General features: G+C 61.4%; 27 protein-coding genes. 25 read left to right on the top strand and 2 right to left on the bottom strand.

Features of this window, described 5'->3' with window-relative positions; genetic code table 11:
• The first annotated feature begins 33 nt into the window (after window positions 1-33).
• From VL15_RS07320 to VL15_RS39695, 3 genes are read left to right on the top strand one after another with little or no spacing between them, the layout of a single operon-like run.
• Window positions 34-657 (top strand): hypothetical protein, encoded by a 624-nt coding sequence (locus VL15_RS07320; protein ID WP_048244431.1) that lies wholly within the window; start codon window positions 34-36, stop codon window positions 655-657.
• A gap of 17 nt (window positions 658-674) precedes the next feature.
• The gene (locus VL15_RS07315) at window positions 675-1,964 is read left to right on the top strand and encodes a hypothetical protein (RefSeq protein ID WP_048244429.1); all 1,290 of its coding nucleotides are present in this window, start codon (window positions 675-677) and stop codon (window positions 1,962-1,964) included.
• A complete protein-coding gene (locus VL15_RS39695; protein WP_080970748.1) occupies window positions 1,961-6,892 on the top strand; it encodes an RHS repeat-associated core domain-containing protein in 4,932 nt (1,643 codons plus the stop codon). Before VL15_RS07315 ends, VL15_RS39695 begins: the two co-directional genes overlap by 4 nt.
• Window positions 6,893-7,056: 164 nt before the next feature.
• Here the strand turns inward: VL15_RS39695 and VL15_RS39045 are convergent, their stop codons facing one another.
• Complete coding sequence (locus VL15_RS39045; RefSeq protein WP_155420140.1) at window positions 7,057-7,428, bottom strand: DUF3693 domain-containing protein; 372 nt, start codon at window positions 7,426-7,428, stop codon at window positions 7,057-7,059.
• Window positions 7,429-7,778: 350 nt separating this feature from the next.
• On the opposite strand from VL15_RS39045, the gene VL15_RS07300 reads away from it, so the two are divergent.
• The 22 genes from VL15_RS07300 (at window position 7,779) to VL15_RS41765 (ending at window position 19,633) form a co-directional block, all read left to right on the top strand.
• Window positions 7,779-7,982 carry a hypothetical protein gene (locus tag VL15_RS07300; protein ID WP_048244425.1) on the top strand — a complete coding sequence of 68 codons (204 nt, stop codon included), beginning with the start codon at window positions 7,779-7,781 and terminating at the stop codon, window positions 7,980-7,982.
• Window positions 7,979-8,179, top strand: a complete 201-nt coding sequence (locus VL15_RS07295; protein WP_048244423.1) for a hypothetical protein — start codon at window positions 7,979-7,981, stop codon at window positions 8,177-8,179. Before VL15_RS07300 ends, VL15_RS07295 begins: the two co-directional genes overlap by 4 nt.
• Window positions 8,180-8,393: 214 nt before the next feature.
• Window positions 8,394-10,184: a replication endonuclease gene (locus VL15_RS07285; RefSeq protein ID WP_053077589.1), complete on the top strand. Its 1,791-nt coding sequence runs from the start codon at window positions 8,394-8,396 to the stop codon at window positions 10,182-10,184.
• Window positions 10,185-10,194: 10 nt separating this feature from the next.
• The gene (locus tag VL15_RS07280) at window positions 10,195-10,392 is read left to right on the top strand and encodes a hypothetical protein (RefSeq protein WP_048244419.1); all 198 of its coding nucleotides are present in this window, start codon (window positions 10,195-10,197) and stop codon (window positions 10,390-10,392) included.
• Between the two features lie 47 nt (window positions 10,393-10,439).
• A complete protein-coding gene (locus VL15_RS07275; RefSeq protein ID WP_048244417.1) occupies window positions 10,440-10,688 on the top strand; it encodes a hypothetical protein in 249 nt (82 codons plus the stop codon).
• A gap of 11 nt (window positions 10,689-10,699) precedes the next feature.
• Window positions 10,700-10,993, top strand: coding sequence for a hypothetical protein (locus VL15_RS07270; protein WP_048244415.1), 294 nt, complete (start codon window positions 10,700-10,702; stop codon window positions 10,991-10,993).
• 2 nt (window positions 10,994-10,995) lie between these two features.
• Entirely contained in the window at window positions 10,996-11,616 is a 621-nt protein-coding gene (locus VL15_RS07265; protein WP_048244414.1) for a hypothetical protein, read from the top strand.
• A complete protein-coding gene (locus VL15_RS07260) occupies window positions 11,613-12,257 on the top strand; it encodes a hypothetical protein (protein ID WP_048244412.1) in 645 nt (214 codons plus the stop codon). The genes VL15_RS07265 and VL15_RS07260 overlap by 4 nt, the downstream gene beginning before the upstream one ends.
• A gap of 116 nt (window positions 12,258-12,373) precedes the next feature.
• Window positions 12,374-12,559: a hypothetical protein gene (locus tag VL15_RS07255; RefSeq protein WP_048244410.1), complete on the top strand. Its 186-nt coding sequence runs from the start codon at window positions 12,374-12,376 to the stop codon at window positions 12,557-12,559.
• Window positions 12,560-12,566: 7 nt separating this feature from the next.
• Entirely contained in the window at window positions 12,567-12,689 is a 123-nt protein-coding gene (locus tag VL15_RS43560) for a hypothetical protein (RefSeq protein ID WP_256858024.1), read from the top strand.
• A gap of 39 nt (window positions 12,690-12,728) precedes the next feature.
• Window positions 12,729-13,724, top strand: a complete 996-nt coding sequence (locus tag VL15_RS07250; RefSeq protein ID WP_048244408.1) for a major capsid protein P2 — start codon at window positions 12,729-12,731, stop codon at window positions 13,722-13,724.
• Between the two features lie 33 nt (window positions 13,725-13,757).
• Window positions 13,758-14,204 (top strand): hypothetical protein, encoded by a 447-nt coding sequence (locus VL15_RS07245; protein WP_048244406.1) that lies wholly within the window; start codon window positions 13,758-13,760, stop codon window positions 14,202-14,204.
• Window positions 14,205-14,462 carry a hypothetical protein gene (locus VL15_RS07240; protein WP_048244404.1) on the top strand — a complete coding sequence of 86 codons (258 nt, stop codon included), beginning with the start codon at window positions 14,205-14,207 and terminating at the stop codon, window positions 14,460-14,462.
• Entirely contained in the window at window positions 14,432-14,842 is a 411-nt protein-coding gene (locus tag VL15_RS07235; RefSeq protein WP_048244401.1) for a hypothetical protein, read from the top strand. Before VL15_RS07240 ends, VL15_RS07235 begins: the two co-directional genes overlap by 31 nt.
• Complete coding sequence (locus tag VL15_RS07230; RefSeq protein ID WP_048244399.1) at window positions 14,839-15,399, top strand: hypothetical protein; 561 nt, start codon at window positions 14,839-14,841, stop codon at window positions 15,397-15,399. The genes VL15_RS07235 and VL15_RS07230 overlap by 4 nt, the downstream gene beginning before the upstream one ends.
• Window positions 15,399-16,199, top strand: a complete 801-nt coding sequence (locus VL15_RS07225; protein WP_048244397.1) for a hypothetical protein — start codon at window positions 15,399-15,401, stop codon at window positions 16,197-16,199. Before VL15_RS07230 ends, VL15_RS07225 begins: the two co-directional genes overlap by 1 nt.
• A gap of 5 nt (window positions 16,200-16,204) precedes the next feature.
• Window positions 16,205-17,884 carry a hypothetical protein gene (locus VL15_RS07220; protein ID WP_048244395.1) on the top strand — a complete coding sequence of 560 codons (1,680 nt, stop codon included), beginning with the start codon at window positions 16,205-16,207 and terminating at the stop codon, window positions 17,882-17,884.
• Window positions 17,884-18,513 (top strand): glycoside hydrolase family 104 protein, encoded by a 630-nt coding sequence (locus tag VL15_RS07215; protein WP_329955934.1) that lies wholly within the window; start codon window positions 17,884-17,886, stop codon window positions 18,511-18,513. Before VL15_RS07220 ends, VL15_RS07215 begins: the two co-directional genes overlap by 1 nt.
• Window positions 18,510-18,857, top strand: coding sequence for a hypothetical protein (locus VL15_RS07210; protein ID WP_048244393.1), 348 nt, complete (start codon window positions 18,510-18,512; stop codon window positions 18,855-18,857). Before VL15_RS07215 ends, VL15_RS07210 begins: the two co-directional genes overlap by 4 nt.
• Entirely contained in the window at window positions 18,854-19,288 is a 435-nt protein-coding gene (locus tag VL15_RS07205; RefSeq protein ID WP_048244391.1) for a hypothetical protein, read from the top strand. The genes VL15_RS07210 and VL15_RS07205 overlap by 4 nt, the downstream gene beginning before the upstream one ends.
• 22 nt (window positions 19,289-19,310) lie before the next feature.
• Window positions 19,311-19,496, top strand: coding sequence for a hypothetical protein (locus tag VL15_RS07200; protein WP_196319553.1), 186 nt, complete (start codon window positions 19,311-19,313; stop codon window positions 19,494-19,496).
• Window positions 19,496-19,633: a hypothetical protein gene (locus VL15_RS41765; protein WP_155420139.1), complete on the top strand. Its 138-nt coding sequence runs from the start codon at window positions 19,496-19,498 to the stop codon at window positions 19,631-19,633. The genes VL15_RS07200 and VL15_RS41765 overlap by 1 nt, the downstream gene beginning before the upstream one ends.
• Window positions 19,634-19,816: 183 nt before the next feature.
• Here the strand turns inward: VL15_RS41765 and VL15_RS07195 are convergent, their stop codons facing one another.
• The gene (locus VL15_RS07195; RefSeq protein WP_048244390.1) at window positions 19,817-20,050 is read right to left on the bottom strand and encodes a hypothetical protein; all 234 of its coding nucleotides are present in this window, start codon (window positions 20,048-20,050) and stop codon (window positions 19,817-19,819) included.
• Between the last annotated feature and the right edge of the window lie 182 nt (window positions 20,051-20,232).

Raw genomic sequence — 20,232 nt, 5'->3', positions numbered from 1 at the left:
ACGCGGTTGCTTTCAAAGCATGGGAGACATTCGATGCAAAACGAATCGGATCAGATGATGGTCGACGAAGCGCTCGAAGCGGAAACGGTCGAGGCGTTGCGCCGGTTGTTCGCCAGCGATGCGGCGCCGAATCGTACACCGCCTGTCGAGCGCGGAGATTCTTCGACGATGATCGGCGAAGTGACCGATACGCATCATCCCGATGCGATGGGGCTCATTCGCGTGAAGTGGACGTTGCAGGACGACACCACGTGCGAACGCTGGCTCGAATGCGTGGACGGCGTGAAGCCCCGCATCGGCGATCGCGTGCTGCTGCAATCGCCCGCGAACTGGCCCGAGTACCTGATCGCCGGGCTGCTGACCCGCAAAGGGCATGGTGAACCAGTCGAGCCGGCGGTCGAACCTGCGATGGCACTTTCGCTTGAAACCGACCGGTGCGTGCAGATCGCGGATGCATCGGGCTGTCCGCTGCTGCAGGTGCGTGCTTCGCCGGACGGACCGGTCGTGACGCTGCTGAACCGGAACGTGAATATCGAGGTTGCCGGCAAGCTGCGGTTGAGTGCGCAAACCCTCGAACTGGAGGGCGGACGAGGCGGTGTCGATATCCGAACCGAAGCGGACACCGTCGTCCGCAGCCGGTACGTTCGCCTGAACTGAGAAGGCGGCCTGACGCCATGCATCGTGAATTCTCCGCAATCGATTCGTCGCTCGAGGCGTTCATCGATCAACCTGATGATCCGACGCTGTTGATCGAGGCAACGGACAACGACCTCGTGCCGGTTCTCAAGATGATGCAATCTCTCGACGAACGCCTCGGCGATGCGGTTTTCCTGAATTTTCCGTTCCCTTGCGACTCTGCCGACGCGTATCTACAGGCATGCATGGAAACGCTTGCACGTCAGATCGACGACGCAAGCAGCGCACGCATCGAACGTGGCGAAACAGGCTGGCCGGCGTTGCCGCTGACCTGCACCGACCCAAGGCGCGCGCCGGCGCAGCGGCTGCGTGATGCTGTCATGCACGTTCGCACGCTGATGCCGGAAGGCACCAAGGTCGTATGGGCATGGTTGCCGTCGCCGATGGGCGATTTCGGCGGCTTTGCGAAGCTGGTGCTGCAATGCCTGGCGCTGAACGGCTTTGAGGAGTGGATGGAAGGACATCGGTTCTGTATCCGCGACGACCGGAAGCATCCGTGCCTCATTCCGCTCGCTCGCGAGAAGAAGGCCGAGCATGTGCTGATTCTTCCAGTCGACTTCTCGTCCGAAAAAGCGACCCGTCATCTGGTCGACATCGCGAACGATGCGGTGCATCCGATCGAGCAGCGAATGGGGGCTTTGATGCAGATTGCTGGGATCGACCTTGCGCATGGCCGGCTACCCGAAGCGCAGCGCAAGTATTACGCGCTCTTTTCCTTCCACGCCGAGCGTAAAGACGCGACGGGCTGCGCGGTGGCATTGCATGGCCTCGGCGATGTGGCGTTGCGCCACGGGTCGCTGCGCGATGCGAAGGACTGGTACATGCGCGCTCTGCCGGCCGCGCTCGATGGCCGGAATCTGCTGGTCGTGCTGAATGCGCTGATGGCAATGGGTAGCTGTTGCAACACGCTCGGCGAGCATGCCAAGGCGGCGACTTATTTCGATCTGGCGAGCGGTGCGGCCGGCAGGCTGATGCTCGTGCATACGAAGATCGAGGCGATGGAGAAGGGCGGTGTCGCGCTACTGGCGTGTGGCCAGGCGGCGGAAGCCACGAAAAGCTGGATCGCAGCGAAGGGATTGTGCGAGCAGTTCGGTTGCGAGCGGCAACGCATCTGCATTCTGGATCGGCTCGTGTCGCTCTATGGAAACGCGGGTCTGAAAATCGAGGCGAGAGCGTATGAGTTGGAAAAGGATCCGCTATACATGGCTCGCCTGCGGGAAACCGTGGCGCCGACCGCGCACGCCGACCATGGACGAGCACACCAATGAGCGAGTCCGAAAGCCGTTTGACGCGTGCCTCAGAATCGTCCGAGAACCATGCAACGCAATCGAAAACCAAGGCGGACACTGCATGCGACTCCCTGCTCGATACCGTCAAGTCAACCGTCGATCCGTTCAAGGAGACGTTCTCGTCGGACGGCAGCGTACTGCATCATCTCAGCGCAGGCGTGAATGCCCTCGCGTCATTGCAGGGCATGCCATCGCAGTTGCTCAACACTGGCATCGCGCAGATTCCGCTGCTCGACAAGGTGCCGGGAATGCCGGCAGCCACGATTGGTGTTCCGCATCTCGGTACGCCTCATGCGCACGGTCATCCCCCGAGTAGCGGCTTCCCTTTGCCGAGTGCAGGCATGACGATCGGCAGCGGCTGCCTGAGCGTGTTGATCGGTGGTATCCCGGCCGCCCGGGTGCTGGACATTGGCTTCGCGCCGACTTGCGGCGGCCTGACGCCTTACTTCGACATCCAGACGGGGTCGAGTAATACCTTCATTGGCGGAATGCGTGCCGCGCGCATGGGCATCGACATGACGCGACACTGCAATCCGACGGGGCACTTGGGGAAGTCGGGCGGCGAAGCGGCAACCGCTGCGGAGAAAAGCGAGGAGGTGGCGAGCGAGGCTGCTCAGGTGACGGGTCGGGCGAAGGCGCTGGGACTGGCGGGCAGGGCATGGTCGGTGGGTAATGCGGCGGTCGGTCCGGCTTCCGGTGCGGCGACCGCTGCCAGCGACATCAAGCATCACGAGGCCTTGGCTGCCGCCATGACAGCTGCGCAGACGGCTGCCGATCTGGCGTTCATGATGCTTAGCAATCTGATGGGCAAGGATCCCGGTATCGAGCCGAGTATGGGCACGCTGCTCATGGGCGATCCGACGGTGCTGATCGGCGGGTTTCCGTTGCCGGATTCGCAGATGATGTGGCATCGAGGTAAGCATGGGATTGGAAAAAAAGTAGGACCGATATTGCGGAAACCGCGTCAGGACTTGAAGTCCGAGTGTCGAGGTGAGCCGATCAGTGCCGTCACTGGTGAGGTCAAAAACGATTTCACGGATTACGAAACCAGCGAGGCCGTGCCGTTCAAATGGATTCGCCACTACAGCAGCGGCTGGCACCAACGCAACGGGTTGCTGGGATTCGGTTTCAGACATGCGTGGCAGCATGAACTGCGGCGGCTGCGAACGCGTGCCGTATATACAGATCCGCAAGGAACCGAGTACACGTTCAGCAGAGGACCGGACGGCCGCTATGGCGGTTACTCTCAAGGTTACGAACTCACCCAACGCATCCCAAATCGGTACGTCATTCAGCACGATATCGAGGGCATCATCGAGTTCGATCAACTTACTGCAACCAGTTCTGCAGCCCGCTGTATCGCTCATACGAGACAAGGAACAAGAAGTCTCTTGAACTGGAATTCCGATCGCCGCCTGGAAGCAATCATGCAATCCGATCGATCGGGTCATATAAGACGCACGATTTCTCTCAGATATGATTTTTACGACAGAATCGTCGAAATTTCCCTAACCAATTCCGACGAAAGAAGTTCATCGATCATTCGATATGAATACGACGACTACGGCTGCCTATCCAGTCATCGCACCGCACTCGATGCAACATCAAAATTCAAATACGATGCGCAGCGTCGCCTTGTAAAAATCATTGACGCCAACGACTACTCATTCAGCTACCGTTACGATAGCGAAGGGCGTTGTGTGGAAAGTACCGGACAGGACGGGACGTGGCATGTCAAATTTCAGTATGAACCTGGACGAACGATCGTGACCGAATCGGATAGTGGTCGATGGTTGATTACATACAATAACGTAAGAACAATTACCCGCATTATAGATCCGTATGGAGGCGAGTCTGAGTACGTACTCGGGCCAGATAACAGAATTATCAAAGAAATCGATTCCAATCGCGATGTTTTACATTGGATCTATAACGATCAAGGTCTTAATATAGGTCGCGTGGATCAATGGGGAAACTTGTGGCCGATCAAGGACGACTTGCCAAATCTCCCGAACCAGTCTCCACATCAAACTGCCGATACAGCATTGGAACTTCAATGGGGAGAGGCCAGTCAGGCGGATGCCATCGATACGGTGCTGCTGCCACCGAACCTCGATGCGAACGCTCAGCAAGCCGCGACACCACCGTGGCCCATATTTGACGAACTGCGCGAACAGTACGATGCTGCCGGCCAATTAATCCGGAGGGTCGACATTTACGGCAACGTCGAGCAATTCGAGCACGACGTGGTAGGCAACTTGCTGCGTTGGCGCGACCGTGATGATCACGAGTACAGCTACACCTTCTCATCGTGGAAACTTTGTAGTGGCGAGACCGACCCTCTCGGAGGCACTGTTCATTATAAGTATACGTCCCGAAGAGAAGTTGAATCGATAATCGACCAGAACGGAAGTGCGAGTGCATATATCTACGATCTCAAGAATCGAATTATCAGCATCGTGCGTCACGGCGTATTGCGCGAATCTTATAGCTACGACATCGGGGATCGATTAATTGAAAAGCAAGATCATGCTGGAAATACATTACTTCGCTTTGTAATTGGAGAGAACGGCTTGTGCAGCAGACGGATACTTTCAAGTGGCGACGAATATTTCAACGAATATGATTCGCATGGAAATTTGGTTAAATCGAAAAATAATAAGTGCGAGATCATTAGAAAATTTGACGTTCTCGGGCGCTGCACTACCGACATGCGAGCGGGTTTAGGTGTGAGACACAAGCATGGCGAACATTATCTCGAGCAGACCAAATATTTCAATAAATTTGACATTGACTACGAGTTTGTCAACGACGGCGATATCTTGATTCATACCCCGACAGGAGGCATTCATCGCATGCAACGGGGTGCGGACGGGCGAATCTTGATGCAATTAGGAAATGGCACAAACTCCGTATACGCATTCGATTTATACGGTCGCTGCACTGGGCGAACCACATGGAGCGAAGGCAATGCAAGCAAAGCTGATAGCGTTCAGTATCAATATAGTGCGACTGGAGAGTTGCGGCGAGTAATCGATAACATGAAGGGCACAACTGTTTTCAAGTACGACAAAGCTCATCGCTTGACGGACGAAGTACACGAAGGATGGTCGATCAGACATTTCGAGTACGATCCTGCGGGCAATCTGCTATCGACGCCGACATATGCCAGGATGCGCTATCTGGAAGGCAACCGACTTTCGACGACTTCATCCGGAATCTTTCGTTATAACGAAAGGAATCATCTCGCAGAAGAAATTTCACGCAGTGGCCGCCGTACAACTTATTGGTACGACAGCATGGACCTGTTGGTGAAAATTGAGTGGAGCGATCGTCCCGAAATATGGACGGCCGAATATGACGGACTTTGCAGACGAACCACCAAATCGATAGGGAAAAATAAAACCTCATACTATTGGGATGGAGATAGGCTTGCCGCAGAAGTGGAATCAAGTGGAGGAGTGCGGATTTATATATACGTCAACGAATCAGCACTACTCCCTTTCATGCTCATCGATTATGATGATGCAGACGCATCGACTGACACAGGGCGACCCTATTTCGTATTTCATAATCAAGCTGGCTTGCCTGAGTGGATCGAGAATGAGCAAGGTCAGGAGGTCTGGCGAGCACAAGAGATCGATCCTTATGGGGCGATTCGCGTGACGGATAAGAGCACCTTGAAATATGACCTTCGTTGGCCCGGTCATTGGTTCGACCGAGAGACAGGATTGCACTATAACCGGTTCCGATCGTATAGCCCGGCGCTTGGCAGGTATTTGCAGACGGACCCGAAGGGACAGGCTGGTGGAATCAATCTCTATGCCTATTCCCCCAACCCCTTGGTTATAGTCGATGTTCTTGGAATGGACCCTCATCCCGAGCCGAATCAGAATCAACATAAAAGCAATTCCGACAACACTTTCAGCGAACGCCCGCCGAAATCGGATGAAATTTCATCAAAAGCAACTGAGAAAAAAAATCAATCCTCAAACGAAATTGATATGAACATGGTGAAGGCCGGCAGGCAACTTCAGCCGATCCTAATAGAAGCAGAAGGGCGTTTTTTGAGACGTCACTCAGGCCCCGAACTTACCTACAAAAGATGCCATGAAAATTTGAACGATGACATTAAAAGGATAATGAGCTACCGAAGCGGCCGCAACAAATCAAATCGAAAAGCAAAAATGCTATTTGACAAATACAGCAAGGACACGCAAACCATCAAGGAGAAGGAGGACGCGCTGCGCCGAGCTGTTAAAGAATCCGTCGAGCCTGACCAAGACCCCCGAGCCTCTAAAGAGCCTATATTTCCACCATCCCTGGCTACAGTTCATGTGAAAAAGCCGATCGGATATCAAAACACAACATATCCCTATATGTATTCTAAATTGAAAAAACTTGGCTACGAACCACTTGAACTTAATCACGAAAGTTTCTACAACGACTTACTTAATCTTGAACGAGCACGAAAAAATGGAATCATGCCCGCAATGGATATTGCCGAGCATCTTTCGCTAAACCCATGGGATGGAATCGCCGGCTGGGCCAATTCACTACGGTTCAAAAATGCCGCCGTCGCCGCCAATGTTGACGATCTTCAGTGGGATTTAGTCAAATACGGAATTCACAACTTAACAGGGACAAATTCCAAAGCAATTGCCAAAAGAAAGAAGGCTATTATCGTGGCGCGCGGCCAGCGCCATGAAAGTGTAGGTCAAATATTCGCTCGCCTGAATGATCTATACAAAATGGATGCTCTTACAAACGACTCCTTGAAAGATTTGGCAAAAGCACATGATGAATGGATGGCGAACGGGCATAACAACGTCGCAGGATCGGACGACGAATATCGAAAGCAATTGGTAGACAAGATCATCAATTTTCTTGAGGACATCCATCATTGAACCGGATCAATACGCGCGGCCCGGACGGCCGGGGCGACGACATCCCCCCGAAATATCGCGCGAACGTCGGCGTGACTGATGCGCCGTTGGGCGACAAGCCTGCAATTGAATCCGTGAAGCGGCGAAATACTGTCACCCGTGTGAACAGTCCGACATTCATAATTTTACATAACGTGAAGACTCGGCACTATCGGCTGGATTGTTGCAGCTTCAGCAACGGAAGGGGCCGCCGCTAGGCCAGCTACCAGCGCGGTCGCTACGGTGGCCCCGGTCACTTTTCCCCAAACGTTCTCCCAGAACGCGCGTGCGTCGTCCGTGCGAGCCCATTCGCCGTGCACGGCGGCAATCACTTCCATCGGATCAACGTCCAGGGCGTCGGCAATTCGCACGGCGGTCTGATCGTCGAAGCCGCCGTAACCGTTCCTGTACTTGCTGACAGCCGCTCGCGTGATGCCGAGCGCTTTCGCTGCTGCGTAGTCGGATTCGATGCCGAGCGACGCCTTGAACGCGTCGAGATACTCAATCGTGGTTTTCATACCCGTACCCCAATAAATCACCCAAGTAAACCTTAGGGAAAACGTCAAACCGAGTCAACGTTCACTCAGGTTGACGACGTTCACGCGCGTGAACTAATATTTCGGCACTCGCCCCGACACGCCACCGTCCCATCACCCACCCAGACGGCGCTAGGAGGCCACCCAGCAAGGCTCGGGGCGAGGTTTCTCCCTCGGGGTGGGTCTGAAAGGGGTGTGGTGATGCGAAAGACTCCGTTACAAATTCATCCGTCCGCTCTGGGCGGGTTCACGCTTCAAGGCCCGTACTACCGTCGCCGCTCGCGCATCGCGCGCGCCGTGAACGCGTTCCTTCACTGGCTGGGGGCGTGACCATGACGAGCACGAGCGTTTCGGTTGCATGCCCGCTCTGCGGGTGTCGTCAAAATTACTTCATTGATAGCCCGTCGACAGTCGAGCGGCCCGATCTGGTGAACTGCGATACCGATGAGGGCGGGTGCGACAAGTACTTCGTCGTGTTCTCGCACATCAGGGTCGAGAAGTTCGTACGCGCCGCGAAAATCGAGGGTGAGCAATGACAGCCTCGGCCGCCTTCGCTGATATCGGCTACCGCGTCGAAGATGGTGATCTCGGCTACGCGGGTTCCTCTCACGCTTCGTTCGTTGCACGCCACGTGCCGCGCGTCGCGCACATCCGCGCGACGCCGATCGGTGACGCGGCGCTTGAGCGCATCTACCGCGTGCTGCGTGATCGCCGCGCGGGGAGGGGGCGGTGATGGGCGGCGGCGTTGAATTCCGCCAGCAGCAGGGCGTAGCGCGTCGCACGTGCGTCGAGTGTGCGCGCTTCGTTTGCATGCCGAACGCGGAGGTTGGGGTGTGCGTTGCGGCCGTGCCGCTCTGGGTGCGCAAAAACAACCTGATCAGCACATATGGCGAGGTATGGGCGCACTCGGATGCTGACCGCTGCGACTGCTTCGAGGTGCGCACCTGATGCCGCTCGCGCGCATGTCGACCGATGGGGAATGGAGCGCGCAGCGCGTCGCGGGGCTCCCGCCGCGCTGGCGCTCCCGCATCCTCGGCCAGTACGACGAGCAGCGGGCGAGCAGCGCGCGCGACGCGCGGCGCGAATCGAACCTGTTCCTGCTTTCCCTCACCGAACAACTCGACGCCGTGCGACTGCCGCTCGGCGCGAATGATGGCGTTATCTGCGAGCGCGCGACCGTGCTCGCGGCAGAGTGCGCCGCGATGGCCGAGCTGTATCACGAGCCGCGCGCGGCGCGCGAGGCGATGACGCGCATCGTCGAGGCGCACCAGTGCGACGCGCCGGAGGCCGAGCGCATCGATCCGCGCACGGGCGAGATCAAAGGCGTGCTCGACGTGCCGGCCGTGAAACGCATGACAGATCCGCTGTGGTGGCGCCGCGCGCTGCGCCGCATGCACGCGCGGCACGTCGAGGCCGCGGCGATCTCGCTCGGCTACGTCAACGCGGCGCGCGATATGTACGTGAGCGACGAATCGCTCGATCGCCGCACGCAGCAGCGCAGGCGCAATGCCGCGATGCTCGAGCAGACCATCGCGCGGAACGAGCAGGGCGACGAATTCACGCTGGCAGAGCTCGCCGCGCGCGGCGTCGCGAACAAGGCGATACGTCGCGGCGAGCTCATGACGCGGATCTCGGGCTTCGAGCAGATCGCGCGCGACATGCGGCATGTGGGCCTGTTCTTCACGGTCACATGCCCGTCGCGCATGCACAAGTGGAAGAAGGCCGGCGGCAAGGCCCGCGCGAACCCGCTGTATGACGGCACGAAGCCGAACGAGGCGCAAGCGTACCTCGCGCGCATGTTCGCGCGCCTGCGTGCCGCGCTCGCGCGTGCCGGCGTGCAGTGGTACGGCTTCCGCATCGCTGAACCGAATCACGACGGCACACCGCACTGGCACGTGCTCGTGTTCTTCGCGCCGGGGTGGCGCGGCGACGTGCGCCGCGCAGCACTGCCGCGCGTGTGCGCGATCGTGCGCCGCTACGCGTTGCAGGACTCGCCGGACGAGCGCGGCGCGAAGGCGCACCGCGCGGACTTCGAGCCGATCGACTGGAACAAGGGCAGCGCGGCCGGATACGTCGCGAAGTACGTTTCGAAAAACATCGACGGCTATGCCGTGGGGGACGATCTGTATGGAAATCCGGCACTTGAATCGTCGGCGCGCGTCGAGGCTTGGGCGTCGACGTGGCGTATTCGGCAGTTCCAGCAAGTCGGCGGTCCTCCGGTGTCGGTCTGGCGTGAACTCCGCCGCGTTGCCGATCTTCCTGCCGGCGCTCCTGAAGCGTTGGAGGCCGCGCACCGCGCCGTCAACAAGATGGAGGGCGTTTCAGGCGAGGCGAAGCCGGCATCGTGGGCTGAGTTCGTACAGGCTAACGGCGGGATCTATGCGCCGCGTGAAGCCCGTCCAATACAGCTCGAGAAAGAGTGGGACTCGCGCGAGGGCAAATATGGTGAGCCAGTCGGTCAGGTAGTGCGCGGCGTGCGCGCGATGGGCTGGATCACGTACCGCGACGGCATCGTGGCCGATCGCCGCAAGCTGGTCACGGTGCTGGTGGAAAGCGTCCGCCACGCATGGGAGATCGTCTCCCGTCGAGTCAGCGAGGGTGTTCACGCGGGCATCGCCCGCGCTTGGACTCGTGTCAATAACTGTACGCGCGGCGTTGCTGCCGACACGGCCGAAATGGCCGACTGGGTTAAGGATTATGAAAGAAACGAGCGGTACGGCGGGTTCTGTCCCGCCTGATGCGGAGTACTTGGAGTCGAAAACGGGTGCGTGCTACGCCGACATGGTCAATCAGGACATCGTCGACGCGGTAGACCGTGCGAAGCGCGCGGCGTGGGCCGTGCGCAAGGTTTTCGACGGCATGTCCGCGATCGACCGGGCGATCGTGAAGCGCTCGGCACATTTCAAGGCGCTCGAACGTCTCGTCGAGGCGGTCGAGGCACTGTAACGGCACGCGGCCGGCCGATTCCGGCCGCACACAAAGCGAGGTTGACCATGTTGGAAGCACTGAAAAACGCAGTATCCGCCGCCGTCGAGGCGCTCACGAACAACGGCGAGCACCGCGCATCGCTCGCGGCGGCGTTGAAGGCCGCGCACGATACCGTCGCGGCGCTGGAGGAGCGCGTCTCGGCGCTCGAAGCGAAGATCGAGGCGGGCTTCACGGCGGCCGGCGCCGTCGCGGCCGTCGTCGATCCGCTGATCGGCGGCGCACCGACCCAGGTCGAAACGAAGCCGGCCGCGTAACAGGAGGCGCCATGTCGTATCTCGGAAAGGCTGACTGCCACCTCTGCGACCGCGAAGTCGACGTGTCTGCGAACCGGAACGGCATGGCGTACTACCGCTGTGCCGCGTGCGGCGCGAAGCTGGAAACGAAGCATGCGCGCGCGGATCGCGCGTTGCGCGCGAAGGTCCGGCCGTTCGATGCACCCGACGATGCGCCGGCAAACCCGGCGCCGGAACCTGCGGCGAATCCCGGCAAATCGCCGGAACCGCCGCAACCGAACAACCCGCCGCGCGCGCCCCGGCGTGCCGGCTTCTGGAACGTATGACCATGGCAAAAATCACTGACCCGGTAACGACCGGGGTGACGGACGTGCGCGCCGATTCGACGCTAGACGGCGCGGCGCCGGCCGACCCGCTCGCGGCGATCGCGCAGGAGGAAATCGACGCGAACGAAGCGATCGCGGCGAAGGTTGCGGCCAACGCGCAAGCGGAAGCGGACGCGATGATGGGCGATCTCGTGCAGGGCTGGCAGGAGGCATGCCGGCACGGCGCGGACATCATCACGGCCGCGTTCGATGGGCTCAAACCCGTGTGGACGCCGGAACGCATGGACAACCTTGGCGCGGCGCTCGCGCGCGCTGATGCGCACTATGGGTGGGGCGGGGCAGGGCGGCTGCTCGGTCATCCTCTGCTCGGCGTCGGCGTCGCGGCGCTGCCGGTGGCGATCGGCACGGCGCAGTTCGTGAAGCTGGAGCGCGAGCGGCTTGCTGTGCAGCGCGTCGAGGCTGGCCGGCGGCTCGCGGCGGGCAACCCGCACGCGGCAGCCGCGCCGTCGACGCCGGCAGCACCGCCAGGTGAGCCGGCACCTGCGAGGGCGCCGCGGGGGCCGACTCCTGACATGGGCGCAGCGATCGATACCGCGCTCGCACGCGACACGTTCATGCAATGACGGCCGGAATCCACAACAGCGCGGACATCATCGGCGTGGTGGGTGCCTCCAGCATGGGGAAGGGGATCTACGTCAAGGATTACCTTCGCCGGCAGTCGAAGCGACGGCCCATGGCGATTTGGTCGCCGCTGGAGGAAACCGACGACTACGCGGCGGTGATCGGCGGCCGGAAGGTCGACACGATCGCCGCACTAGTCGCCGCGATCAAGGCGGGCGAAACGCGGCTCGTGTTCATCCCATCGGAAAAGCCGAAAGAGCTGAAAGAGCAATTCGACCGGTTCTGCCGCGTCGTGTGGCAGCTCGCCGGCTGGCTGGTCGTGGTCGAGGAACTGTCGAACGTGACCATGGCGAGTTGGGCGCCGCCGGCATGGAAAAAGCTGTCGACGGCGGGTCGCCACAAGGGGCTGACGATCATCGGCACCAGCCAGCGGCCGGCGCACGTCGACAAGGATTTTTTCGGGAACTGCACCGAATTGCGGTGCTACCGGGTCGGCTACAAAAACGACGCGGTTGCGATGGCCGACGTGATGCTGATCGCGAATCCCAGCGAACTGCTCAACCTGCCGCAGTTCCACTACATACACCGTCAGAAGATGTCCGGCACCAACACGCCGGGCGTTGTATCGCCGCCAAAAAGCTGAAATTTTCCACCGACACGCGGGCCGCAATTTCCCGAGAATCGCCGCGATTCCCCGACTTGGACTCGCGGCGATTTTTTTTGGAACCTGCGGGCTCATCCCACTCGTACGGGCTCCACGTGTCTGAACCGTCTTACCTGCCTACCCGCTTCCGCCTGTCGCAAGAAATCGTCGCGACGACGGTCGGCGTGCTCGTCGCGGCCTACATCATTTCGAAGGTGCCGGCGTTCAAGAAGCTGGTTGACGGCAACACCATCTGGGCCACCGAGAACAACCTGACGAGCACCTCGTCGATCACTCCCTGAGGCCCAAATGAACAAGGCTCACCTGCATGCTGCTTTGGCGACGCTCGCAACGTTCGCCGTCGTCGCCTTCATCCAGAAAAACGTGTTCGCGATTCCGGTCGTCGGCACGTATCTGCCGGGCGGCCAGTAACCCGCGCGCGGGACTCCCATCAACACCTAAGGAATCGCCATGCGCAAAGAGCAGCTTGTAAATTTCCAGAATATCGCGCCGGGTCAGACCGCCATCCTCACGATGCCGATCGGCCCGACCTACGAGCGGGTGAAAATCAACCTGCTCAACGGCCTCGTGATCTCGCAGATCGACAACATCGTCGGCAAGATCAACGGCAAACCGTTCTTCACGGTGACGGGCGCCGACCTGCTGGCAGAGAACCTGTACGAAGGCCGTAGCAACCCGACCACGCTGATCCTGCTCGACTTCACGCGGAAGAACGCGAAAAGCTCGTCGACGAAATCCGGCGCGAGCGCGCAGACCAGCGAGGAGCTGCTCACGGCGATTTGCTCGGCGCTCATGCAGACCCTGACGTTTGAAATCACGGTCGACGTGTCCGCGCCGAACGGCTCGAACATGCAGGCGTTCGCGCAGCTCAACGACCCGTCGAAAAATCCGATGGTGCTCAAGCAGCTCTACGCGGCGCTGGCGTTCCCGAACGCGCAGGACAACGATATCCCGCTCGCCGTGGGTCTGGCCGGCGCGATCATCAAGAAGCTGTATCTGCACCAGTCGAACTACGGCCCCGCATGGGCGGCGTCGACCGCGTACGCGCTTGGCGCGCTCGCGTCGAACGGCGGCAACCTGTACCGCGTGACGGCGGCCGGCACGTCGGCGTCGTCCGGCGGCCCGACCGGCACCGGTTCGTCCATCACGGACGGCACGGTGACGTGGACCTATGTCCAGGCGGTCGGCTCGATCACGAAAATGCAGGTGCGCAACTCGGGCGTGATCATCTGGGAAGGTGCGCCGAGCGACGCAGCGGGCGATCAGACCGACTACCTGAAGGTGCCGCAAGCGGGCCTGACAGTGATCGACTTCGATCTCCAGGGCTTCCGCGAGAAGTGGCTCAACACGGCCGTGACGAACAACGTGTTCCTGCGGCTGACGACGAGCGGCGGCCCGTTCAACCTGCGCATGTATCAGTCGATCGTCGACCCGGTTTCGCGTTAATCGACGCACGTCCACCAACCAACAGGAGGGCGTATGTCGCTTTTCACGATGGACGACGGGTCAGCCGGTGCTGATCCGTCTGCACTGACGGCGTATGGCGGCGACAGCAGCGGATCGACCGACCTGTCGACGCTGTACGGCGTGAACGGCGGCGGCGTAGGCGACGGCTATAACTGGGCGACGGTCACGGACTCGACGCCGGTTTCGGCCAGCTCGCAGACGCTCGGCCAGCTCCAGGCGGGCGGCTCGAATATCGATTGGACGTCGATCGTTCAAGGCGGCCTGTCGACGCTCGTCGCCGCAGACTCGATCAGCCATGGGCTGACGGCAACCGGTCAGGCGTTGCCGACGTACCGCGCGCCGAACGGTGCCGTGTATCCGGTGGGGCAGGGGCCGGGCTACGTGCAGCAGGGCGGCGGCGGTTTCATGCTGATCCTGCTGATCGGGATCGTGCTGTTCGCGGTCGCGGAGGAAAAGTAAATGGTCCCCGGACTCTCTCTGCCTCCACTAACGTTCGCGGGCGGATCTGCCGGCCCGTCGAGCGCGACGAACTACAACCCGGTCAGCTTCAACGATGGCTCGTTCATCGTGTCGGGCTCGCCGTCCCTCGGAACGTCGGTCGCGGGCGCAGTGGCGGGCGCGACGAATAGCTTTGCGATCGGCTCGTTTTCGAACCTCATGCCGTGGCTGCTTATCGGGGGTGTGGCGTGGCTCGTGATGCATCGCAAGCGCGGCTGACGCTGCGCGAAGCCGACGCTGCGACGGTGTTGCCGTTGCTGGCGCCGGTCGCGCAGTACGACACGACGGGCGGCATCGACTCGCTCGAACGGATGGCGGTGAGCGGCCGCGCGTTCGTGATCGAGCAGGACGGCGCGCCCGTGTGCGCGTACCTGCTCGAGCGGCACGGCCGCGAAGCGTTCGTGACCGCGGCGGCCGGCGCGGCCGGCGTCTGCCTCACGGACCTGCTCGCCGAGTTGATCGAAGCGCAGGCGGTCGGGCTCGACTCCATCGCATTCCAGACGCGTCGACGCGGGCTGATCCGCAAGGCGATCGCCAAGGGATACCGCGTCGCCGGGCACGTCAAGAACGGAACCATCATGCGGAAGGAACTGCAATGATTCGCAACCCCCAACAAATCAAGCTGCTCGCACTCGGCCTGCCGATGGTGCCGGCGAACGGCGGCGGCTCGTCGGACTCGTCGTCAGCATCGACGACGACGAACGCTGACCAGCGGAACAACGTCGGTTCCGGCGTCGGCGCCACTGCGTCGAGCGGCGGCACGGTGACGCTGAATGTGCAGCAGCTCGATGGCGGCGCAATCTCGGCCGCGTTCGGGCTCGGGCACGATGCGCTCGCCGGGATCGAAAACATCGGCACGGCCAGCATGAGCGCGAGCGCGCACACGGCAGAAGACGCGATCAACGGCGTGCTCACGAGCGCGCAGGGCGCACAGAAGGCGTACGCCGATGCAACGTCGCAGGCGATCGCCGCCGTGCGCGACGCGTACGGTAGCGCGAGCACGGCGGTGATCGGGCAGGCGAACACGACGGCCAGCGATGTCGCGGCCGCGTATCAGGATGCGAAGACCGGCAACCAGCGCACTATCGTGATCGGCGGCCTGATCATTGCGGCGCTCGCGGTGACGATGCCGTTCCTGATGCGGGAGGCCGCGTAATGCAGACCGTCGCGCAAAAGATCCTCGTCAACCCGAATCCGGCGACTGGGCAGCAGGCCGGGTATCAGGCGGCGATGGCTGGCCGCACGCTCTACGTGCAGTCGAGCGACGCCGGAAACGTGCTCACGATCACGCTCACGGACGTGTTCGGGAACCGTGAGACGGTGCAAAGCGTCGGCGCGGGCGCGAAGCTCACGCCGGCGGCCGGCTTCGTCGCGGTGACAATCTCGACGACCGCGGACAGCAACGTCGCATTCATCGTCACCCAAGGCGACATCGATATCCAGCTCAACCAGACGACCGTGAACATCGGAAACGGTAGCGGGAACCCCGTGCCGGTCGCGATCGTCAGCGAGCCTGGATCGCCGTTCCCGGTGACGGTGACGGGCACGGTTGCCGTGTCGGGTGCGACGCTCACGGCGACGAACGTCGGCATCAACAATACGACCGCAAACCCGGTTCCAGTTCAGCTGCACGTATCAGATATCACGGTGCCGGTCTTGCCGGCGCTCGCGCTTACGCCTGCCACGGTCACGCCGGTAGTGGTCGCGGCCGGTGCAACTGGAGCGGTGCTGCTCGCGGCCGACGCAACGCGCCGCGCGGTGCGATTCTTCAATCCGGCGAGCTCGGCCGGCCCGGTTGCTATCGTGCCGGCTGCGGCGGACGCCTACGCGAACGGCGCCATCGTGCTGAATCCGGGTGACTTCTGGAACGAAACGGACGCGCCGGGCGCCGCGTGGTATGCATCCACGCCGGCCGCCACGGGCGCAACCGTCAACCTGCAAACGGTGAAAGCATGAGCCTCATGACGCGCGCGTTGCGCGACGCCAATATCATGACCGTGCCGAACCTCACGGGCGAACTGGCGCGCACGCAGCAGAGCAAGAACGGCGACGCGGTGAGCGTGTTTGGCTTCCTCACGCCGGCCCAGCGTAACGACGTGGCAGGGCGCACCCGTTCTTACGACCTGACGGCGGCGGTCAACGCAGCGATCGCCGCGCTTGGGGCCGCGGGCGGCGGCACGCTGCTGTTCCCGTTCGGCGACTATCGATTCGATGGCACCCTGAGCGTGTTGAAAAGCAATGTGACGCTGCAAGGGGCGGGGCGCGGCGGCACGACGTTCGCATTCACGAGCGCGACGGCAGACAGCATCTACTGGAACGGCGCGACAGCGCCCGGCATCTACGATTGCGGTATCTACGATGTGGCAATCGTCAACACGGCCACGCGCACGGCCGGCATAGCCCTGCGCCTCGCGCTCACCAACCAGATGACTGTCGAGCGCGTGACGATCGATGCGGCATGGCAGGCGTTCGACATCTACGTGACGAACAATGTGCTGCTGCGCTCGGTGATCGGCACGAACATCAAGGGCACGCAGGCGCTCAAATGGTGGGCGCCCGCTGACGGATCAGCGCGATCGGACGTGCTCACGCTGACGGATTCTGTTTTCAATCTCCAGAACAACGGCGGCAACGGCATCGTGCTGGATGGTCTGGTGAACACGCTGCGCACCTTCGGGTGCGGCGTGCTTGATGCCAATTACGGGCTGCTGGTGCAAAACACGGGCGGCAGCACGTCGAATTTCCCCGGGTTCGTCTACTGCTGGGATCTCGAGATCGACGGAACCAACAGCACGGCGGTGCGGCTGGAGGCGGGGCAGCAATTCGAGTTCATCGGGTCGGATTTCTTCAACCTGTCGACCGCAAGCGGGCCGATCATGACCGTGCTGGCGGACGCCAGCGGATCGGACACGGGATCGATTCGGATGAGCGGGTGCCGACTGGGCGGGGGCAAACAGCAAGCCTTGGCGTTCAACGGGCGCGACCTCGTCATGACCGGCTGCAACATCGGGGGCGGTAGCGGCACCACGTTCAACTGCATCGACCTGCAATCGAGTGCGCAGGACGTCGTGATCGTCGGAAACAAGATCGGCACGTGGTGGGGATCCCCGATCAATAAGTACGTGTATGGCGTGGGGATCGCGAACGGCGTATTCCGATCGCACATCAGCGACAACTCGTTCTACGGCTGCAACGGCGAAGTGCAGGACAACAGCACGAGCGGAACCAGCTATGTCGGGCCGTACCTGAACCGCGCCGGCACGCCGAACTGGCCGAACACCATCATGAAGCGCTCGGACAACAACACGGGCGTGTTTGACGACAAGATTTACAACACCACGGCCGGCGCGGGGGTGGTGGCGCAGCGCAGTTTCGCAACCGGCACGACCAACAGCTATGTGATCGATGCGCTGAAAGATAACAACGGCGCACCGTACATGCAGCGCTCGGCGGGCTCGGCGGTCACGACCTTTTACGCGGATTGCAACGTGCACAACTTCCGCACGGCGGCAGGTGTGTCTCAGTTCGCGATCGGTCAACTGTTGCCGAACTATACGAGCGATTCGGCGGCAGCTGCGGGAGGCATTGTCGTGGGTGGTTTCTACCGAAACGGCAACGCAGTGCAGCAGCGGATCGCGTAATGGCAAGCGCGGCGCCGTTCCTCGTGCTGGCCGCAGGTGCCGTCGCGCTGCTGTATCTGGAGCAGCAATCGCAGGGCGATCAAGACATGGCCAGCTTCACGCCGGGCGACATCATCGGAAGTGCAACAGGAGATTTACTCGACATGACGGGCACCTATACCGGCGGCGATCCGAACCAAAATCGTCAAGCGTTCCTCGACATGATCGCGCAGAGCGAGATCGGCGCGGCGTTGCTCGCTGAAACGGACAACGGATACAACGTGCTTGTTGGCGCGACGGCCGCGAACCCGCTCACGTTCTCCGACTACTCGCACCATCCGCGCATCTACAACGCACGGTTCAACTCGACGGCAGCCGGGCGCTACCAGATCAATTGGCCGACGTTCCAGACCGTCTCGGGGCAGACCGGGCTGATGGACTTCTCGCCGGCCACGCAAGACGCGCTCGCGCTGCAACTCTGCTCGAACAAAGGCGCACTGCCCGATATCGACGGCGGCAACATTCAGGCGGCGATCGCGAAGTGCGCGCCCGTCTGGGCGTCGCTCGCGGGCGCCGGATACGGTCAGCACGAGAATTCCATGTCGAGCCTGATCGCATGGTTCACGAACGCGGGCGGGGTGACCGCATGAAAGACACCATCAACAATCTGGCGCTCGGGCTCGGCGTCGCCGCGCTCGGCTTCGCGCTGCTGAAGTACTTCCAGGGCGCGCGAGGTGGAACGTCGGGGGCGGCCGGGCTCGGCGCGCCGATCGGTGCATCGACGAGCCCGAACGCGGGATCGATTTGGCAGAACCTCACGTTTCCGCTCGGCACGAACACGGGCGGCGTCAACGTGGCTGGCAACGTCGATCAAGTCTATTCGTCGACGAGCTGGAATCCTGACGATATCAGCGCGCAGCTCGGCGCCGACGCGATCGCAGCAATGGGCGCGGCGGGGCAGTCGACGGCGAACGTGTGGGGCTTCCACGTATGAGCCTGAAAAGCGACGCGATCGAGGTGACGGTGACGGTCGTCGTCGTGGGCGGTCTGCTCTGGTATGCGGCGCGTAAGGTGGGCGGCGGCCTGTCGTCGCTCGGCAGCTCGATATCGGATGCGGCGAGCGCGGCCGGCGGGGCGATCGCGGACGGCGCGTCGACCGCCTGGACGACGGCGGGCACGCCAGTCGTGCCGAACGATACCGGGATACCGGCCGTCGACGGCGCGGCGAATCTCGCAAACGGAATTGTGTCGGCACCGTCGAGCGCGCTTGACGGGCTGTCGATGGGCCTGATCGGTGGATCGGGCGGATCGGGTGGTAACGGCGGGCTGGCGGGCTGGTTGATGAGCATCATCGACGGCAGCTACTTCGCGCCGAAACAGACGCCGGACCCGACGTTTGACGCGGGGAACGGTTCGGGGTGGTAGTGCAGTTCAACTGGAGATCGTGATGAACTTTTTCGCAAGACTGATGGAACCGAGCACGCACGCGGCGCTCGCCGGGCTCGCGGGCGTCGGCTCGCAGCTCGCTATCGCAAACGGTGCTGACCCGCATACGGTCGGCGCGATCGGCACCGCGTTGTCGGCGCTGTTCGGGCTGCTCGCGGTGTTCATCCCGGAAGGCAAGGGCGCGTAATGGATCCGGCCCAGTGGCTGACCATCGGCGTGAGCATCGTGCAGATACTGGTCGTGCCGGTGGGCTGCTTTCGCTACATTTTGGGGGTCGAGAAACGCCTCACGCGTATCGAGGCCAAATTAGGGATTGCCGACTGACGGAGGTCATCATGGCAAAGCATCATCGCCGCCGCGAGCGCGACAGCAAAGGCCGATTCAAGCGGTCGCGCTAACGAAAAGCCCCGCACGCGCGGGGCTTTTCTCATTCGAGATGGTCGGGATCTGGTGGTTAGCCAAACAGCCATTCGCAGAGCGTGACGAACGCGCGCATGAGCCAGTCTTTCATGGTGTGATCCCGAAGCGTCGAGCCAGGTGCGCGCGGCGGGCGCAGTGCCGCTCGATGGTGGATTCGAACGTGCCGGCCGCCTTCGCAGCGCGCACCTTGCCGGCAACGTCCCAGAGGCGCACGTAGCGCTCGAACGCGCGCTCGTTAGCCATGTAGGCCGGGGCGAGCGCGGCGACCCACTGCGCGATATCGTCGAGCGTCACGACGATCTCCCCAAACAGGTCGAGCATGTGCATGTTTCCCGAATCCCAATAAGTGGGTTGTCGGCGTTGCATGGATGGACGAGATAGGGGGAAATACGGGTCAGATTGATACGACGAAATAGCCGTCGTTGGCCGCCTGGCGGGCGCGACGTCTATTTGACATAACGTGAATTATCGATAATTTTGCTTGTAGTGGCTAGATAGAAATG

Origin of the sequence: Burkholderia cepacia (assembly GCF_001039005.1) — a bacterium.
Lineage (GTDB): Bacteria > Pseudomonadota > Gammaproteobacteria > Burkholderiales > Burkholderiaceae > Burkholderia > Burkholderia theae.
This window is presented reverse-complemented; position numbering and strand designations above follow the sequence as displayed.

Coding starts and splice junctions, on each gene's coding strand:
- VL15_RS07320 (WP_048244431.1), top strand. CDS start 34: ATGCAAAACGAATCGGATCAGATGATGGTCGACGAAGCGCTCGAAGCG.
- VL15_RS07315 (WP_048244429.1), top strand. CDS start 675: ATGCATCGTGAATTCTCCGCAATCGATTCGTCGCTCGAGGCGTTCATC.
- VL15_RS39695 (WP_080970748.1), top strand. CDS start 1,961: ATGAGCGAGTCCGAAAGCCGTTTGACGCGTGCCTCAGAATCGTCCGAG.
- VL15_RS39045 (WP_155420140.1), bottom strand. CDS start 7,428: ATGAAAACCACGATTGAGTATCTCGACGCGTTCAAGGCGTCGCTCGGC.
- VL15_RS07300 (WP_048244425.1), top strand. CDS start 7,779: ATGACGAGCACGAGCGTTTCGGTTGCATGCCCGCTCTGCGGGTGTCGT.
- VL15_RS07295 (WP_048244423.1), top strand. CDS start 7,979: ATGACAGCCTCGGCCGCCTTCGCTGATATCGGCTACCGCGTCGAAGAT.
- VL15_RS07285 (WP_053077589.1), top strand. CDS start 8,394: ATGCCGCTCGCGCGCATGTCGACCGATGGGGAATGGAGCGCGCAGCGC.
- VL15_RS07275 (WP_048244417.1), top strand. CDS start 10,440: ATGTTGGAAGCACTGAAAAACGCAGTATCCGCCGCCGTCGAGGCGCTC.
- VL15_RS07270 (WP_048244415.1), top strand. CDS start 10,700: ATGTCGTATCTCGGAAAGGCTGACTGCCACCTCTGCGACCGCGAAGTC.
- VL15_RS07265 (WP_048244414.1), top strand. CDS start 10,996: ATGGCAAAAATCACTGACCCGGTAACGACCGGGGTGACGGACGTGCGC.
- VL15_RS07260 (WP_048244412.1), top strand. CDS start 11,613: ATGACGGCCGGAATCCACAACAGCGCGGACATCATCGGCGTGGTGGGT.
- VL15_RS43560 (WP_256858024.1), top strand. CDS start 12,567: ATGAACAAGGCTCACCTGCATGCTGCTTTGGCGACGCTCGCAACGTTC.
- VL15_RS07250 (WP_048244408.1), top strand. CDS start 12,729: ATGCGCAAAGAGCAGCTTGTAAATTTCCAGAATATCGCGCCGGGTCAG.
- VL15_RS07245 (WP_048244406.1), top strand. CDS start 13,758: ATGTCGCTTTTCACGATGGACGACGGGTCAGCCGGTGCTGATCCGTCT.
- VL15_RS07240 (WP_048244404.1), top strand. CDS start 14,205: ATGGTCCCCGGACTCTCTCTGCCTCCACTAACGTTCGCGGGCGGATCT.
- VL15_RS07230 (WP_048244399.1), top strand. CDS start 14,839: ATGATTCGCAACCCCCAACAAATCAAGCTGCTCGCACTCGGCCTGCCG.
- VL15_RS07225 (WP_048244397.1), top strand. CDS start 15,399: ATGCAGACCGTCGCGCAAAAGATCCTCGTCAACCCGAATCCGGCGACT.
- VL15_RS07220 (WP_048244395.1), top strand. CDS start 16,205: ATGACGCGCGCGTTGCGCGACGCCAATATCATGACCGTGCCGAACCTC.
- VL15_RS07215 (WP_329955934.1), top strand. CDS start 17,884: ATGGCAAGCGCGGCGCCGTTCCTCGTGCTGGCCGCAGGTGCCGTCGCG.
- VL15_RS07210 (WP_048244393.1), top strand. CDS start 18,510: ATGAAAGACACCATCAACAATCTGGCGCTCGGGCTCGGCGTCGCCGCG.
- VL15_RS07205 (WP_048244391.1), top strand. CDS start 18,854: ATGAGCCTGAAAAGCGACGCGATCGAGGTGACGGTGACGGTCGTCGTC.
- VL15_RS07200 (WP_196319553.1), top strand. CDS start 19,311: ATGAACTTTTTCGCAAGACTGATGGAACCGAGCACGCACGCGGCGCTC.
- VL15_RS41765 (WP_155420139.1), top strand. CDS start 19,496: ATGGATCCGGCCCAGTGGCTGACCATCGGCGTGAGCATCGTGCAGATA.
- VL15_RS07195 (WP_048244390.1), bottom strand. CDS start 20,050: ATGCTCGACCTGTTTGGGGAGATCGTCGTGACGCTCGACGATATCGCG.